Origin of the sequence: Sphingomonas sp. Leaf9 (assembly GCF_001421355.1) — a bacterium.
GTDB lineage: Bacteria > Pseudomonadota > Alphaproteobacteria > Sphingomonadales > Sphingomonadaceae > Sphingomonas.
Genome location: NZ_LMKC01000002.1, coordinates 687,389 through 700,585, shown reverse-complemented (window position 1 = coordinate 700,585; position 13,197 = coordinate 687,389). Strand labels below are relative to the sequence as shown.

Genomic DNA, 13,197 nt, shown 5'->3' with positions numbered 1-13,197 from the left:
CGCGCCATGAAAGAACAGCCCCGCCGGACGAACCCGGCGGGGCGGCAGGCACGGATCAGACGCGGCGACGCTTCGAAGGGCGCACGCCGTTGTGCGGGATCGAGGTCACGTCGCGGATCGACGTGATCTGGAAACCGACGGCCTGCAGCGCGCGCAGCGCCGATTCACGGCCCGAACCCGGACCCTTCACTTCGACTTCGAGCGTGCGCACGCCGTGGTCGGCAGCCTTGCGGCCGGCGTCCTCGGCAGCGACCTGCGCGGCATACGGGGTCGACTTGCGCGAGCCCTTGAAGCCCATCATGCCGGCCGACGACCAGCTGATCGCATTGCCCTGCGCATCGGTGATGGTGATCATGGTGTTGTTGAAGCTGGCGTTCACATGCGCGACGCCGGCGGTGATGTTCTTGCGCTCGCGACGGCGAAGGCGCTGCGGTTCACGTGCCATTGTTGGAAATCCTGACCTGTATAGCGTGATGCGGAGGCCGGGAGGCGATCAGCCTCGAACCTGCCTCCGGCGGAGAAGAAGGAAAATCAGTCCGGCGGACTGATGTTTACTTCTTCTTGCCCGCGATCGGCTTCGCCTTGCCCTTGCGGGTGCGCGCATTGGTGTGCGTGCGCTGGCCGCGGACCGGCAGGCCCTTGCGGTGACGCAGGCCACGATAGCAGGCGAGATCCATCAGACGCTTGATGTTCATCGCGGTCTGGCGACGCAGGTCACCTTCCACGGTGTGGCTGGCGTCGATCGCTTCGCGGATCTGAAGGACTTCCTGGTCGCTCAGGTCCTGAACGCGACGCTCGGCGGCGATGCCCAGCTGCTCGGTCAGCTGCTTGGCCTTTGCCGGGCCGATGCCGTGGATGTACTGCAGCGCAATGACGACGCGCTTGTTGGTCGGGATATTAACACCCGCGATACGTGCCATGAACTAAATTCTCCCAGCTCCACGAGGCGCCGCATGGCAGCGGCCCCTCATCTCGTAGCGTTGCAACCCGTCACGCACGATCGCGGCGAACGCGCGAAAGCGCCGCCGGAACCGGTATGTCGGGGTGGATCGCTGATACGGATCGATTCCCACCCTGTCAACCGGTGGGCGGAACCAAATTCGGGATGGGGCGTGAGCGGCAGGCGCTCACTGCGCGAGGGTGCGATGCCCTCTCCCGCAACCTCGTCGTCACCCCGGCGCAAGCCCGAAGCGACGATCGCACATAGGGTAATGGAAAAGGGCGGACCGAAGCCCGCCCTCTCGTCACTTGTCGAGGATCGCCGCGACCTGCGCGGTTACCTGATCCATGTCGGCCATGCCGTCAACACGGTGCACAAGGCCGCGCGCTTCGTAGAGCGGCAGGATCGGCGCAGTTTTCGCGCGATATTCCACCATGCGCGTGCGCACGGTTTCCTCGTTATCGTCAGGGCGACGCTTGAACTCGGTCGCGCCGCACGCATCGCAGACGCCGGCGGCGGCGGGTTGCTTGAACGTGTCGTGATAGCCAGCGCCGCAATTGGCGCAGGTGAAGCGGCCGACGATGCGCTCGACCAGCGCATCTTCGTCCACCACCAGCTCGATCACATGGGTCAGTTGCCGCCCGCGATGTTCGAGCAGCAGGTCGAGCGCGTCGGCCTGTGCCGCCGTGCGCGGATAGCCGTCGAAGATCGCGCCCTGGTCGCCCAGCTGGTCGAGCCGCTCGCCGATCAGCGCCGACACGATCGCGTCGGACACCAGCTCACCGGCGTCCATCACGGCCTTGGCCTGTACGCCCACCGGGCTGCCAGCCTTGACCGCCGCACGCAGCATGTCGCCGGTCGACAGCTGTACCATGCCGCGCGCCGATTCGAGCCGCGCGGCCTGGGTTCCCTTGCCCGCCCCCGGCGGTCCGAGAAGGATGATGTCCATAGCTGCCCCCTTAGTCCTGTTACGCTCAGCCGCGCAGGCGTCCGCCCTTCAGCTTGGCCTTCTTGATGAGGTCGCCATACTGGTGTGCCAGCAGGTGCGACTGGATCTGCGTCACCGTGTCCATCGTGACGTTGACCACGATGAGCAGGCTGGTGCCGCCGAGATAGAAGGGAATCGACAGTGCCGATACCAGATATTCGGGCAGCAGGCAGATGATGACCAGATAGGCCGCGCCGATGACCGTGATCCGGGTCAGCACATAGTCGAAATAATTCTCGGTGTTCTTGCCCGGACGAATGCCGGGAATGAACCCGCCATAGCGCTTCAGGTTGTCAGCGGTCTCTTCAGGATTGAAGACGATCGCGGTGTAGAAGAACGAGAAGAAGACGATGCCCGCGCCGTACAGCAGCATGTACAGCGGCTGCCCATGCGCCAGATACTGGTTGAGCGACAGGATGAAGTCGCCCCAGCGGCTGTCCCCGGCGGTCGCCTTGCCAGCGAACTGGGTGATGGTGACCGGCATCAGCAGCAGCGACGACGCGAAGATCGGCGGGATGACGCCCGCGGTGTTGATCTTCAGCGGCAGGTGGCTGCGATCCGCCTGCACCCCGCGCGCCGTCTGGCGCTTGGGATACTGGATCAGGATGCGGCGCTGCGCGCGCTCCATGAAACAGATGAACAGGACCAGGCCGGCAACGGCGACGATGATGCCGATCAGGGTGATCGGGTTCATCGTGCCCGAACGGCTGCCCTCGAACAGCTGGACCAGCGTCGTCGGCAGGTGCGCGACGATCCCGGCCATGATGATGAGCGAAATGCCGTTGCCGATGCCGCGGCTGGTGATCTGCTCACCCAGCCACATCAGGAACATCGTGCCGCCGATCAGCGAAATGACCGCCGCGACGCGGAAGGTCATGCCAGGCTCGATCACCGCCTGCGCACCGGCCGAGGCACCGAACGCCTCCAGCCCGACGGCGATGGTATAGCCCTGGATCGCGGTCAGCAGCACCGTGCCGTAGCGGGTGTACTGGTTGAGCTTCTTGCGGCCCGATTCGCCTTCCTTCTTGATGGCGGCGAGCTGTGGGCTGAGCGAGGTCGCGAGCTGCACGACGATCGACGCGGTGATGTAGGGCATGACGCCCAGCGCGACGACCGACATGCGCGTCAGCGCACCGCCCGAAAAGGTATTGAAGAAGTCGAGAACGCCGCCCTGCGTCTGGTTCGCGAGCAGGCCGAGCTGCGTCGGGTCGATGCCCGGCAGCGGCACATAGCTCAGCATGCGGAACACGATCAGTGCCCCGAGCGTAAACCACAGGCGCTTCTTGAGTTCGGTCGCCTGACCGAATTTCGACAGATTGAGATTGGTCGCAAGACCGTCTGAGGCGGCTGCCATGGATATGTCCCGAATGATGCTGGCGGGCCATCAGCCCACCCCCCGGGCGACCATATAGGGGTTGCAGCCGGGATGTCTAAGGGGGAGCGACAGCTTGTCGCTCCGCCCGTTCATGCCAAGTAGGGACTGCGCGAAGTCGAAGGCCCGTATCGAGGTACGCCACAACGGGCGATCCCCCGATACGCCGCTTCGACTTCGCTCAGCAGCTACTCAGGAAGAACGGCAGTCCGCGGGATTACGCGTGCGCAGCCTTCTTGGCGGCGAGCGTCTTGCCCTTCTTGGCAGCGGCCTTTTCGTGCGCTGGCACGACTTCGATCACGTTGACCGAACCGCCAGCCTTTTCGACTGCTTCGATCGCCGACTTCGACGCGCCGGCGACGGTGAAGGCCAGCTTCACGTTCAGTTCGCCCTTGCCGAGCAGACGCACGCCGTCCTTGCCACCACGGGCCAGGTTCGCCGCCTTCAGTGCGGCGTGGTCGAGCGCCGCACCGGCTTCGATCTTGCCGGCATCGACCGCCTTCTGGATCGCACCGAGGTTCACTTCGGCGTAGTCCTTGGCGAAGATGTTGTTGAAGCCGCGCTTCGGGATGCGCATGTGCAGCGGCATCTGGCCGCCTTCGAAGCCGGCGATCGACACGCCTTCACGGCTCTTCTGGCCCTTCTGGCCACGACCGGCGGTCTTGCCCTTGCCCGAGCCGATGCCGCGTCCGACGCGCATCTTGCTCTTGCGGGCGCCTGCATTGTCGCGGATTTCGTTGAGTTTCATGTGTTGCACTCGCTTTCGCTATGTTCGCGCTGATAGAAATGAGGAAGGGGGCCGCTTAGCCCCCTTCCCCGCATTTGTCACCGGTAAAGGTAAAAGGCCTCAGCCTTCGACCGACACCATGTGCTGCACCTTGCGGATCATGCCACGCACCTCGGGGGTGTCGGCCAGTTCCACGGTCTTGTGCATCTTGTTGAGGCCGAGACCGATCAGCGTTGCGCGCTGATCCTTGGTCCGGCGGATCGGCGACCCGGTCTGGGTGATCTTCACGGTTGCCATCGCTCGTTACTCCACGATCGCCGCGGCATCAGCCTCGGCGGTCTGCGATCCACCACGACCCAGCAGGTCGGCGATCTTCTTGCCGCGACGCTGCGCCACCGACTTCGGCGACGACTGGTCGTTCAGCGCCTCGAAGGTCGCACGGATCATGTTGTACGGGTTCGACGTGCCGACCGACTTGGTCACGACGTCGGCCACGCCCAGCGATTCGAAGATGGCGCGCATCGGGCCACCCGCGATGATGCCGGTACCGGCCGGAGCCGAACGCACCGTCACGCGACCGGCACCGAAGTGGCCGTTGCCGTCATGGTGCAGCGTACGACCGTCCTTGAGCGGAACGCGAACCATCGCCTTCTTGGCAGCGGCGGTCGCCTTCGAGATGGCTTCCGGCACTTCGCGCGCCTTGCCATGCCCGAAACCGACGCGGCCCTTGCCGTCGCCGACGACGACGAGCGCTGCGAAACCGAAGCGCTTGCCGCCCTTCACGGTCTTCGAGACGCGGTTGATGTGGACGAGCTTTTCGATCAGCTCTTCGCCACCATCGTCCTGGCCCCCACGACGGTCGTCGCGACGTCCGCCACGGTTGCCGTCACGGCCACCACGACCACCGCCGCCGGGACCACCCGGACCGCCGCGACCACGGCCGCCACGCGGACCACGGCCCTGCGGCTGCTCGCCACCCGGCGCTGCCGACACGTCGGCGGCGGGGGTTTCGGCCTGATTGTTTTCGTCAGCCATGTCTTAGAACTCCAATCCGGCTTCGCGGGCGGCCTCGGCCAGCGCCTTGACGCGGCCGTGGAACAGGAAGCCGCCACGGTCGAACACGACCTGCGTCACGCCGGCGGCCTTCGCCGCTTCCGCAACGCGGGTACCGACTGCGGTAGCCGCATCGATGTTCGCGCCCGAGGTGCCACGCACGTCCTTTTCCAGCGTCGACGCCGAGGCAACGGTGCGACCCGCTGCGTCGTCGATGACCTGGGCATAGATGTGCTTGCCCGAACGATGGATCGACAGCCGCGCACGGCCGCCCGAACGCGCCTTGAGCGCGGTGCGATTGCGCCGACGGCGCTTCTCGAAGAGGGAGAGACCCTTGGTCATTACTTCTTCTTCCCTTCCTTGCGGAAGATGAACTCGCCGTCGTACTTGATGCCCTTGCCCTTGTACGGCTCGGGCTTACGCCAACGACGGATCTCGGCAGCGATCTGACCGACCTTCTGCTTGTCGATCCCGCTGATTTCGATCGTGGTCTGATCGGGCGTCTTGATCTCGATGCCTTCCGGCACGTCGATGTTGACGTCGTGGCTGTAGCCGAGCTGCAGCTTCAGGTTCTTGCCCTGCGCTGCGGCGCGATAGCCGACGCCGGTGATCAGCAGCTTCTTGGTGAAGCCGGTGGTCACGCCGGTGATCAGATTCTGCACGAGGGTGCGCTGCATGCCCCAGAACGCGCGAGCGCGCTTGGTGTCGTTCGCCGGCTGCACCGAAATGGTGTCGCCTTCGACGGCATAGGCGATGTCGTCCGCCAGCGGCAGCGTCAGCGTGCCCTTCGGGCCCTTAACGCTCAGCTCGCGCCCTGCGATGTTGGCGGTCACGCCGGCCGGAACCGGGACTGCCTTCTTACCGATGCGGCTCATCAGAAGACCTCCGCGAGGACTTCGCCACCGACATTCTGTTCGCGCGCTTCGGCGTCGGACAGAACGCCACGCGGCGTCGAGACGATGGTGATGCCAAGGCCGTTGCGCACCTTCGGCAGTTCCTGCGAACCCGAATAGACGCGGCGACCGGGCTTCGAGACGCGCGCGACGTGCTTGATCGCCGGCTGGCCTTCGAAATACTTCAGCTCGATGCGGATGCCGGCCGCGGGGCCCATCTGCTCTTCGCTGTAGCCACGGATATAGCCCTCGCGCTGCAACACGTCGAGGACACGGGCCCGCAACTTGCTGGCAGGCGTCAGGACGCTGTCCTTGCGCGCGCGCTGGCCGTTGCGGATGCGGGTGAGCATGTCACCCAGGGGATCGGTCAATGCCATTGCTGTGTTCCTTACCAGCTCGACTTCGTGACGCCGGGGATCAGGCCCTTGTTGGCCAGTTCACGCAGCATGACGCGGGCGAGACGGAACTTGCGATAATAGCCGCGGGGACGACCCGTCAGCTCGCAACGGTTGCGGATGCGGGTCGGATTCCCGTTGCGGGGAATCTCGGCCATCTTCAGCCGCGCGATCAGACGCTCGGTCTCGTCGAGCGACGTATCGGCTGCGATCGCCTTCAGCTTCGCATATTTGGGCGCGAACTTCTTGACGAGTGCGCGACGGCGCTCGTTCTTGTTCACGGAACTCAGTTTCGCCATGGACTTAAGCTCTCTTCGTTAAAGCGAACGGCCGCCCCCGTGGCCGGGGGCGGACCGGATTACGCCGCCTTCTGTTCCTCGGCGCCCTCTTCCTGCGGGAAGGGGAAACCGAAGAGACGGAGAAGCTCGCGAGCCTCTTCGTCGGTCTTGGCGGTGGTGGTCACGATCACATCCATGCCGCGCACCTTGTCGATGCGGTCATAGTTGATTTCGGGGAAAACGATCTGTTCCTTGATGCCGCAGGCATAGTTGCCACGGCCGTCGAACGACTTCGGGTTCAGGCCACGAAAGTCGCGGACGCGGGGAAGCGCGATAGTGATGAAGCGGTCGAGGAATTCGTACATCCGCTCGCGGCGCAGCGTGACCTTGCAACCGATCGCCATGCCTTCACGCAGCTTGAACTGCGCGATCGACTTCTTCGCCTTCGTGACGACAGGCTTCTGGCCGGCGATCAGCTCCATTTCGGAGCTGGCCTGCTCGACCTTCTTCTTGTCCTGCGTCGCTTCGCCAACGCCCATGTTCAGGACGATCTTGTCGAGACGCGGGATTTCCATCACGTTCTTGTAACCGAACTTGTCGGTCATCGCCTTCACGATGCGATCGTCATAGATCGCCTTCATGCGCGGCTTGTATGCATCAGCCATTGATGACCTCCCCGCCCTTCACGGCGACCCGAACCTTCTTGCCGTCGCGGATTTCGAAACGAACCCGGGTCGGCTTGCCGTCGACGACGTGCGCGACCTTGCTGACGTGCATCGGCGCTTCCGAGCGCACCAGACCACCCTGCGGGTCGGCCTGGTTCGGCTTCTTGTGGCGCACGGCGATGTTCACGCCAGCGACGACGACCTTGCCGTCCTTCGGCATCGACTGGGTGACCTGGCCGGTCTTGCCCTTGTCCTTGCCCGACAGGACGATCACGGTGTCGCCCTTCTTGATCTTGGCAGCAGCCATTACAGCACCTCAGGCGCGAGCGAGATGATCTTCATGAAGCCCTTCGAGCGCAGCTCGCGGACCACCGGACCAAAGATACGGGTGCCGATCGGCTCCTCGTTCTTGTTGACCAGCACGGCGGCATTGCCGTCGAAGCGGATCACCGAGCCGTCGCTGCGACGGATGTCCTTGGCGGTGCGAACGATGACGGCGCGGTGCACGTCACCCTTCTTCACGCGGCCGCGCGGAGCGGCTTCCTTGATGCTGACGACGATGACGTCGCCGACGCCCGCCACGCGGCGCTTGGACCCGCCAAGCACCTTGATGCACTGCACCCGCTTCGCGCCGCTGTTGTCAGCGACGTCGAGATTGGATTGCATCTGAATCATGGATGCGATTCCTTACCCTATGGGGCCGATTCCGACCGGACCCCGCCTGCTAAAATGAACCCCCGGCTGCGGGCATACCGCGCCGGGGGGAGCGGCCCATTAACCGCCCCATGGCGAAAAGGCAAGCGCCTCTCCGCAAATGTCCGTCATATCCGGGTCTGACCCCGGAATTGCATTTGGGGCGGAGGTTTTCACCCCCGCCCCTGCAAAGGCTTACGCCTCGGCTGCGACCTCTGCCGGCGTCGCGTGGGTGTTCACCCGCTCGATCACCTTCCAGGTCTTCAGCTTCGAGATCGGCGCGGTCTCTTCGATGCGCACGGTCTCGCCTTCGCGATACTCATTGCCCTCGTCATGGGCATGGTACTTCTTCGAACGGCGGATGATCTTGCCGTAGAGGGGGTGCTTAACCTTCCGCTCTACCTTGACCACCACCGTCTTGTCGGTCTTGTCCGAGACGATCATCCCGGTCAGCACGCGCTTCGGCATGTCTCTCGTCCTTACTTGTCGGACGAGCGCGAACGCTCGCCCTGCAGCGTCTTGATCCGCGCGATGTCGCGACGGACTTCCTTCACGCGAGTCGGCTTTTCCAGCTGGCTGGTCGCCGCCTGGAAACGGAGGTTGAACGCCTCACGCTTCAGGCTGGTCAGTTCCTCGACCAGCTGGTCGTCGTTCTTGCCGCGAAGATCGGTTGCCTTCGTCATAATCAACCCTCCAGGTGCGAGGTGTCGCCCAGACGGGCAACGACCTTGACCGCGATCGGCAGCTTCATCGCGGCGCGTTCGAACGCCTCCGCGGCGAGCGGGCCGGGCACGCCGTCCAGTTCGAACAGGATGCGACCCGGCTTGACGCGGGCGACCCAGAATTCGGGCGAACCCTTGCCCGAGCCCATGCGGACTTCGGCAGGCTTCGACGACACCGGCAGATCCGGGAAAATCCGGATCCACAAGCGGCCCTGGCGCTTGATGTGACGCGTGATCGCGCGGCGAGCCGCCTCGATCTGGCGGGCGGTGATCCGCTCCGGCTCCATCGCCTTCAGGCCATACGACCCGAAGTTCAGCGACGTACCGCCCTTGGCATCGCCATGGATGCGGCCCTTGAAGGCCTTGCGGAACTTGGTGCGCTTTGGTTGCAGCATCTCAAATTATCCTTAGCGGCGGTGATCGTCGCGCGCGGGGCGCACGCCGGAGGTCTGAGCCTCCATCATCAGCCGGTCCTGCGCCATCGGGTCATGGCCGAGGATCTCACCCTTGAAGATCCAGACCTTGACGCCGCAGACGCCGTACGCGGTGTGTGCTTCGGCCTCGGCATAGTCGAGGTTGGCACGCAGCGTGTGCAGCGGAACGCGACCTTCGCGATAGCCTTCCGAACGGGCGATTTCCGCACCGCCCAGACGACCGCCGCAAGCGACGCGGATGCCATCGGCACCCAGGCGCATCGCCGACTGCACCGCACGCTTCATGGCGCGGCGGAAGGCGATACGACGCTCGAGCTGATCGGCAATGCCCTGCGCGACGAGCTTCGCATCGATTTCCGGCTTGCGGATTTCGACGATGTTCAGCGACACGTCCGAGCCCGTCATCGTACCCAGCTTCTTGCGAAGCTTTTCGATGTCGGTGCCCTTCTTGCCGATGATCACGCCCGGACGGGCCGCGAAGATCGAGATGCGACACAGCTTGGCCGGACGCTCGATGACCACCTTGGAGATCGCGGCCTGCGGCAGCGTCTTCATGATGTACTGGCGAATCTTCAGATCCTCCAGCAGGAGACGGCCATAGTCGGCGCCTTCGGCATACCAACGGCTGTCCCAGGTGCGGTTGATCTGCAGACGCAGACCGATGGGATTGGACTTGTGACCCATTACGCTTCCTCCACCTCGGACACGACGATGCGCACGCGGCTGAACGGCTTCAGGATGCGCGTCGACTTACCGCGACCGCGGGTCGCGAAACGCTTCATCGTGATCGACTTGCCGACCGAGGCTTCCTTGACGACGAGTGCGTCGACGTCGAGGTTGTGGTTGTTTTCCGCATTCGCGATCGCCGAAGCGAGGCACTTGCGGACATCGACCGCCATCGCCTTCTTCGAGAAGGCGAGGATGTTCATCGCATCGCTCGCCGAGCGGTTGCGGATGAGCGCGGCGACGAGGTTCAGCTTCTGGGCCGAGCCGCGGACCTGAGTCGCGACTGCCAGGGCTTCCTTGTCACCAACGCGACGGGGTGCTGCCTGCTTGCTCATCAGCGCTTGCCCTTCTTGTCGGCGGCGTGGCCGGGGAAGAAGCGCGTCGGAGCGAACTCGCCAAGCTTCATGCCCACCATGTCTTCGTTGACCGAAACCGGCACGAACTTACGGCCATTGTAGACGTTGAACGTCAGGCCGACGAACTGCGGGAGAATGGTCGAACGGCGCGACCAGGTCTTGATCGGGCCGGCACGGGTGCCGGCGTCCTGCGCCACTTCTGCCTTCTTCAGCAGATTGAGGTCCACGAACGGACCCTTCCATACGGAACGAGCCATCGCTTAGCCCTTCTTCTTCGCGTGACGGCTACGGATAATCATCTTGTCCGTCGCCTTGTTGTGCCGCGTGCGCGCGCCCTTGGTCGGCTTGCCCCACGGGGTGACCGGGTGACGACCGCCCGAGGTCCGGCCTTCACCACCGCCGTGCGGGTGGTCGACCGGGTTCTTGGCGACGCCGCGCGTCAGCGGGCGGATGCCCTTCCAGCGGTTGCGGCCGGCCTTGCCCAGATTCTGGTTCTGGTTGTCGGGGTTCGACACCGCACCGATCGTCGCCATGCAGGCGGCGTGGATGTAGCGCTGCTCACCGGAGTTCAGGCGGACGATGACCATACCCTTGTCGCGGCCGACGACCTGCACGTACGTGCCGGCCGAACGAGCGATCTGACCGCCCTTGCCCGGCTTCATCTCGATGTTGTGGACGATCGTGCCGACCGGCACCTGGCCCAGTTCCATCGCGTTGCCCGGCTTCACGTCGGTCTTCTTGCCCGCGATCACCTTGTCGCCGACGTTCAGACGCTGCGGCGCGATGATGTAGGCGACGCGGTCCTTGCCCGCTTCGTCCGCACCATAGTTGATGAGCGCGATGAAGGCGGTGCGGTTGGGATCATATTCGATCCGGTCCACGGTACCTTCGACGTCCCACAGGCGACGCTTGAAGTCGATGATGCGGTAGCGCTGCTTGTGACCGCCGGCGATGCCGCGCGAGGTCACATGGCCCTTGTTGTTGCGACCGCCGGTCTTGGTCTTGCCTTCGGTCAGCGCCTTGACCGGACGGCCCTTGTACAGCGCCGAACGGTCGATCAGGACCAGGCCACGCTGCGACGGCGTGGTCGGATTATATTGCTTGAGTGCCATGTTACTTGGCCCCCTCGGTAATGTCGATCGACTGGCCTTCGGCCAGCGTCACGATCGCCTTCTTGAAGTCCGAGCGAGTGTAGGGCGCGCCCTTCCACTTCTTGGTCTTGCCCTTGGTCACGATCGTGTTGACGCCGGTGACGGTGACGTTGAACAGCGCTTCGACCGCTGCCTTGATCTCCGGCTTCGACGCCTTGTTCGCGACCTTGAAGACGACGGCGTTATGCTCGGAGAGCATCGTCGCCTTTTCGGTGATGTGGGGGCTAAGCACCACGTCGTAGTGACGGATGTCGATAGCCGACTGCTGCTGCTTAGCCATTGAAGCGGGCCTCCAGCTTTTCGATCGCCGCGCGGGTCAGGACCAGCGTGTCGTGCTTCAGGATGTCATAGACGTTGGCACCACCGGCCGGCAGGACATTGACCTGACGGAGGTTGCGCGCTGCCAGCGCGAAGGTGTTTTCCACCGCGTCGCCGTCGATGACCAGCGAGGTCTTGCCGAAGCCCAGCTTCGCGAGGTTGCCGAGCAGGACCTGGGTCTTGCCGTTCTCGACGGTCAGGCCGTCCAGAACCACCAGCGAGCCTGCCTTGGCATGGCTCGACAGCGCCATCTTCAGGCCCAGAGCGCGAACCTTCTTGTTCAGGCCCGGGTTGAAGTCGCGGACGCGGGCGCCGTGCGCCTTACCACCGCCGATGAACACCGGAGCGCGGCGATCGCCGTGACGAGCCACACCGCCGCCCTTCTGGCGACCCAGCTTCTTGCCCGAACGCGCGACATCGGCGCGCTCGCGGGTGCCGCGGGCGGTGCCGCGACGCTTCTCGAGCTGCCAGGTCACGACCCGGTGCAGGATGTCCGCACGCGGATCGAGGCCGAACACCTCGTCGTTCAGCTCGATATCGCCGCTTTCGACGGCATCGAGGGTCTGTACCTTGACCTTCATGATCAGCCCTCCTGGCCGTCGGTCGCTGCCGGTGCGGCCGCGTCGTTGCTGTTGGCGCTCTTCAGCCCTGCGGGATACGGCGCGTCGGCATGGCGCGCGACCTTCACCGCGTCCTTGACCGTCAGCCAGCTACCCTTGTGGCCGGGAACCGAACCCTTGATGAAGATCAGCCCACGCTCGACGTCGGTCGACACGACCTGCAGGTTCTGCTGCGTGCGGTTACGGTCGCCCATGTGGCCGGCCATCTTCTTGTTCTTGAAGACCTTGCCCGGATCCTGACGCTGACCGGTCGAACCGTGCGAACGGTGCGACACCGACACGCCGTGCGTGGCGCGCAGACCGCCGAAGTTCCAGCGCTTCATGGCGCCCGCAAAGCCCTTGCCCTGCGTACGGCCCGAAACGTCGACCAGCTGTCCGGCGACATAGTGGTCGGCACCGATGGTGGCACCGACATCCAGCAGCGCATCGTCCGCAACGCGGAACTCGACCACGCGCGCCTTCGGGGTCACTTCGGCCTTGCCGAAATGGCCGCGCTGCGGCTTGGCGACGTTCTTCGCCTTGGCAACGCCGGCGCCGAGCTGCACCGCGACGTAACCGTCACGGTCCATTTCACGACGGGCGACGACCTGCACGTCTTCCAGCTGCAGGACGGTGACGGGCACGTGGCGCCCGTCGTCCTGGAACAGCCGGGTCATACCCATTTTCTTCGCGATCACACCAGTACGCATGACCAACTCCTCCAACAGAGGCTCGTCTTGACGACGAGCTTGCCTAACGAAAAAGGCTCCGGTGCGCGGTCACCCGCCTCCGAAGCCCCAGCCCTTGCGATCTGCACGCCCCCGCCAGGGCCAGACATCGCCGATATTCCCCACCGAAGGGTTGCATCGACGATAGCGGGGACGCGG

The 13,197-nt window shown here is 64.5% G+C and carries 24 protein-coding genes; all 24 read right to left on the bottom strand.

Annotated features, from left to right (window positions below; translation table 11 throughout):
• Positions 1-55 precede the first annotated feature (55 nt).
• The 24 genes from rpsK to rplC all read right to left on the bottom strand — a co-directional run bounded on the left by rpsK (position 56) and on the right by rplC (position 13,020).
• On the bottom strand, positions 56-445 hold the full coding sequence (gene rpsK / locus ASE58_RS07245) for a 30S ribosomal protein S11 (protein ID WP_055763349.1): 390 nt from the start codon (positions 443-445) through the stop codon (positions 56-58).
• A gap of 106 nt (positions 446-551) precedes the next feature.
• The gene (rpsM, locus tag ASE58_RS07240; RefSeq protein WP_055763345.1) at positions 552-920 is read right to left on the bottom strand and encodes a 30S ribosomal protein S13; all 369 of its coding nucleotides are present in this window, start codon (positions 918-920) and stop codon (positions 552-554) included.
• A gap of 324 nt (positions 921-1,244) precedes the next feature.
• The gene (locus ASE58_RS07235) at positions 1,245-1,889 is read right to left on the bottom strand and encodes an adenylate kinase (RefSeq protein WP_055763343.1); all 645 of its coding nucleotides are present in this window, start codon (positions 1,887-1,889) and stop codon (positions 1,245-1,247) included.
• Between the two features lie 25 nt (positions 1,890-1,914).
• Positions 1,915-3,282 (bottom strand): preprotein translocase subunit SecY, encoded by a 1,368-nt coding sequence (gene secY / locus ASE58_RS07230; RefSeq protein WP_055763340.1) that lies wholly within the window; start codon positions 3,280-3,282, stop codon positions 1,915-1,917.
• Positions 3,283-3,517: 235 nt separating this feature from the next.
• On the bottom strand, positions 3,518-4,048 hold the full coding sequence (gene rplO, locus ASE58_RS07225) for a 50S ribosomal protein L15 (protein WP_055763337.1): 531 nt from the start codon (positions 4,046-4,048) through the stop codon (positions 3,518-3,520).
• Positions 4,049-4,147: 99 nt separating this feature from the next.
• Positions 4,148-4,324 (bottom strand): 50S ribosomal protein L30, encoded by a 177-nt coding sequence (gene rpmD / locus ASE58_RS07220; RefSeq protein ID WP_055763335.1) that lies wholly within the window; start codon positions 4,322-4,324, stop codon positions 4,148-4,150.
• A gap of 6 nt (positions 4,325-4,330) precedes the next feature.
• Positions 4,331-5,062: a 30S ribosomal protein S5 gene (rpsE, locus tag ASE58_RS07215; RefSeq protein ID WP_055763332.1), complete on the bottom strand. Its 732-nt coding sequence runs from the start codon at positions 5,060-5,062 to the stop codon at positions 4,331-4,333.
• Positions 5,063-5,065: 3 nt separating this feature from the next.
• Complete coding sequence (rplR, locus tag ASE58_RS07210) at positions 5,066-5,422, bottom strand: 50S ribosomal protein L18 (protein ID WP_055763330.1); 357 nt, start codon at positions 5,420-5,422, stop codon at positions 5,066-5,068.
• Positions 5,422-5,955 carry a 50S ribosomal protein L6 gene (rplF, locus tag ASE58_RS07205; protein ID WP_055763327.1) on the bottom strand — a complete coding sequence of 178 codons (534 nt, stop codon included), beginning with the start codon at positions 5,953-5,955 and terminating at the stop codon, positions 5,422-5,424. Before rplF ends, rplR begins: the two co-directional genes overlap by 1 nt.
• Positions 5,955-6,350: a 30S ribosomal protein S8 gene (gene rpsH / locus ASE58_RS07200; RefSeq protein WP_033921102.1), complete on the bottom strand. Its 396-nt coding sequence runs from the start codon at positions 6,348-6,350 to the stop codon at positions 5,955-5,957. The genes rplF and rpsH overlap by 1 nt, the downstream gene beginning before the upstream one ends.
• Before the next feature lie 11 nt (positions 6,351-6,361).
• Complete coding sequence (gene rpsN / locus ASE58_RS07195) at positions 6,362-6,667, bottom strand: 30S ribosomal protein S14 (protein ID WP_055763324.1); 306 nt, start codon at positions 6,665-6,667, stop codon at positions 6,362-6,364.
• A gap of 59 nt (positions 6,668-6,726) precedes the next feature.
• Positions 6,727-7,311, bottom strand: a complete 585-nt coding sequence (gene rplE, locus ASE58_RS07190; protein WP_055763321.1) for a 50S ribosomal protein L5 — start codon at positions 7,309-7,311, stop codon at positions 6,727-6,729.
• Positions 7,304-7,618 (bottom strand): 50S ribosomal protein L24, encoded by a 315-nt coding sequence (gene rplX, locus ASE58_RS07185; RefSeq protein WP_055819198.1) that lies wholly within the window; start codon positions 7,616-7,618, stop codon positions 7,304-7,306. The genes rplE and rplX overlap by 8 nt, the downstream gene beginning before the upstream one ends.
• On the bottom strand, positions 7,618-7,986 hold the full coding sequence (gene rplN, locus ASE58_RS07180) for a 50S ribosomal protein L14 (RefSeq protein ID WP_055763315.1): 369 nt from the start codon (positions 7,984-7,986) through the stop codon (positions 7,618-7,620). The genes rplX and rplN overlap by 1 nt, the downstream gene beginning before the upstream one ends.
• A 213-nt stretch (positions 7,987-8,199) precedes the next feature.
• The gene (rpsQ, locus tag ASE58_RS07175; protein ID WP_055763313.1) at positions 8,200-8,472 is read right to left on the bottom strand and encodes a 30S ribosomal protein S17; all 273 of its coding nucleotides are present in this window, start codon (positions 8,470-8,472) and stop codon (positions 8,200-8,202) included.
• An 11-nt stretch (positions 8,473-8,483) separates the two neighbouring features.
• On the bottom strand, positions 8,484-8,687 hold the full coding sequence (gene rpmC / locus ASE58_RS07170; RefSeq protein WP_055763310.1) for a 50S ribosomal protein L29: 204 nt from the start codon (positions 8,685-8,687) through the stop codon (positions 8,484-8,486).
• 2 nt (positions 8,688-8,689) lie between these two features.
• Positions 8,690-9,121 (bottom strand): 50S ribosomal protein L16, encoded by a 432-nt coding sequence (gene rplP / locus ASE58_RS07165; protein WP_055756910.1) that lies wholly within the window; start codon positions 9,119-9,121, stop codon positions 8,690-8,692.
• Positions 9,122-9,133: 12 nt separating this feature from the next.
• Positions 9,134-9,844, bottom strand: coding sequence for a 30S ribosomal protein S3 (gene rpsC / locus ASE58_RS07160; protein WP_055763307.1), 711 nt, complete (start codon positions 9,842-9,844; stop codon positions 9,134-9,136).
• The gene (gene rplV / locus ASE58_RS07155; protein WP_055763305.1) at positions 9,844-10,221 is read right to left on the bottom strand and encodes a 50S ribosomal protein L22; all 378 of its coding nucleotides are present in this window, start codon (positions 10,219-10,221) and stop codon (positions 9,844-9,846) included. The genes rpsC and rplV overlap by 1 nt, the downstream gene beginning before the upstream one ends.
• Positions 10,221-10,499, bottom strand: a complete 279-nt coding sequence (rpsS, locus tag ASE58_RS07150) for a 30S ribosomal protein S19 (RefSeq protein WP_055763302.1) — start codon at positions 10,497-10,499, stop codon at positions 10,221-10,223. Before rpsS ends, rplV begins: the two co-directional genes overlap by 1 nt.
• 3 nt (positions 10,500-10,502) lie before the next feature.
• Positions 10,503-11,354, bottom strand: a complete 852-nt coding sequence (gene rplB, locus ASE58_RS07145) for a 50S ribosomal protein L2 (RefSeq protein ID WP_055763299.1) — start codon at positions 11,352-11,354, stop codon at positions 10,503-10,505.
• 1 nt (position 11,355) lies between these two features.
• Positions 11,356-11,673 carry a 50S ribosomal protein L23 gene (locus ASE58_RS07140; RefSeq protein ID WP_055763296.1) on the bottom strand — a complete coding sequence of 106 codons (318 nt, stop codon included), beginning with the start codon at positions 11,671-11,673 and terminating at the stop codon, positions 11,356-11,358.
• Positions 11,666-12,292 carry a 50S ribosomal protein L4 gene (gene rplD / locus ASE58_RS07135; RefSeq protein WP_055763293.1) on the bottom strand — a complete coding sequence of 209 codons (627 nt, stop codon included), beginning with the start codon at positions 12,290-12,292 and terminating at the stop codon, positions 11,666-11,668. Before rplD ends, ASE58_RS07140 begins: the two co-directional genes overlap by 8 nt.
• A 2-nt stretch (positions 12,293-12,294) precedes the next feature.
• Positions 12,295-13,020 (bottom strand): 50S ribosomal protein L3, encoded by a 726-nt coding sequence (gene rplC, locus ASE58_RS07130; RefSeq protein ID WP_055763659.1) that lies wholly within the window; start codon positions 13,018-13,020, stop codon positions 12,295-12,297.
• Between the last annotated feature and the right edge of the window lie 177 nt (positions 13,021-13,197).

Bases quoted from the DNA above. Each gene is read 5' to 3' on its own strand.
- rplB (WP_055763299.1), bottom strand. From the start codon at position 11,354: ATGGCACTCAAGCAATATAATCCGACCACGCCGTCGCAGCGTGGCCTG.
- rpsS (WP_055763302.1), bottom strand. From the start codon at position 10,499: ATGGCTCGTTCCGTATGGAAGGGTCCGTTCGTGGACCTCAATCTGCTG.
- rplC (WP_055763659.1), bottom strand. From the start codon at position 13,020: ATGCGTACTGGTGTGATCGCGAAGAAAATGGGTATGACCCGGCTGTTC.
- rpsE (WP_055763332.1), bottom strand. From the start codon at position 5,062: ATGGCTGACGAAAACAATCAGGCCGAAACCCCCGCCGCCGACGTGTCG.
- rpsC (WP_055763307.1), bottom strand. From the start codon at position 9,844: ATGGGTCACAAGTCCAATCCCATCGGTCTGCGTCTGCAGATCAACCGC.
- rpsK (WP_055763349.1), bottom strand. From the start codon at position 445: ATGGCACGTGAACCGCAGCGCCTTCGCCGTCGCGAGCGCAAGAACATC.
- rplP (WP_055756910.1), bottom strand. From the start codon at position 9,121: ATGCTGCAACCAAAGCGCACCAAGTTCCGCAAGGCCTTCAAGGGCCGC.
- rpsM (WP_055763345.1), bottom strand. From the start codon at position 920: ATGGCACGTATCGCGGGTGTTAATATCCCGACCAACAAGCGCGTCGTC.
- rplD (WP_055763293.1), bottom strand. From the start codon at position 12,292: ATGAAGGTCAAGGTACAGACCCTCGATGCCGTCGAAAGCGGCGATATC.
- rplE (WP_055763321.1), bottom strand. From the start codon at position 7,311: ATGGCTGATGCATACAAGCCGCGCATGAAGGCGATCTATGACGATCGC.
- rplX (WP_055819198.1), bottom strand. From the start codon at position 7,618: ATGGCTGCTGCCAAGATCAAGAAGGGCGACACCGTGATCGTCCTGTCG.
- rpsN (WP_055763324.1), bottom strand. From the start codon at position 6,667: ATGGCGAAACTGAGTTCCGTGAACAAGAACGAGCGCCGTCGCGCACTC.
- ASE58_RS07235 (WP_055763343.1), bottom strand. From the start codon at position 1,889: ATGGACATCATCCTTCTCGGACCGCCGGGGGCGGGCAAGGGAACCCAG.
- rplF (WP_055763327.1), bottom strand. From the start codon at position 5,955: ATGAGCCGCATCGGTAAGAAGGCAGTCCCGGTTCCGGCCGGCGTGACC.
- rplO (WP_055763337.1), bottom strand. From the start codon at position 4,048: ATGAAACTCAACGAAATCCGCGACAATGCAGGCGCCCGCAAGAGCAAG.
- secY (WP_055763340.1), bottom strand. From the start codon at position 3,282: ATGGCAGCCGCCTCAGACGGTCTTGCGACCAATCTCAATCTGTCGAAA.
- rpmD (WP_055763335.1), bottom strand. From the start codon at position 4,324: ATGGCAACCGTGAAGATCACCCAGACCGGGTCGCCGATCCGCCGGACC.
- rpmC (WP_055763310.1), bottom strand. From the start codon at position 8,687: ATGACGAAGGCAACCGATCTTCGCGGCAAGAACGACGACCAGCTGGTC.
- rplV (WP_055763305.1), bottom strand. From the start codon at position 10,221: ATGAGCAAGCAGGCAGCACCCCGTCGCGTTGGTGACAAGGAAGCCCTG.
- ASE58_RS07140 (WP_055763296.1), bottom strand. From the start codon at position 11,673: ATGGCTAAGCAGCAGCAGTCGGCTATCGACATCCGTCACTACGACGTG.
- rplR (WP_055763330.1), bottom strand. From the start codon at position 5,422: ATGACCAAGGGTCTCTCCCTCTTCGAGAAGCGCCGTCGGCGCAATCGC.
- rpsQ (WP_055763313.1), bottom strand. From the start codon at position 8,472: ATGCCGAAGCGCGTGCTGACCGGGATGATCGTCTCGGACAAGACCGAC.
- rpsH (WP_033921102.1), bottom strand. From the start codon at position 6,350: ATGGCATTGACCGATCCCCTGGGTGACATGCTCACCCGCATCCGCAAC.
- rplN (WP_055763315.1), bottom strand. From the start codon at position 7,986: ATGATTCAGATGCAATCCAATCTCGACGTCGCTGACAACAGCGGCGCG.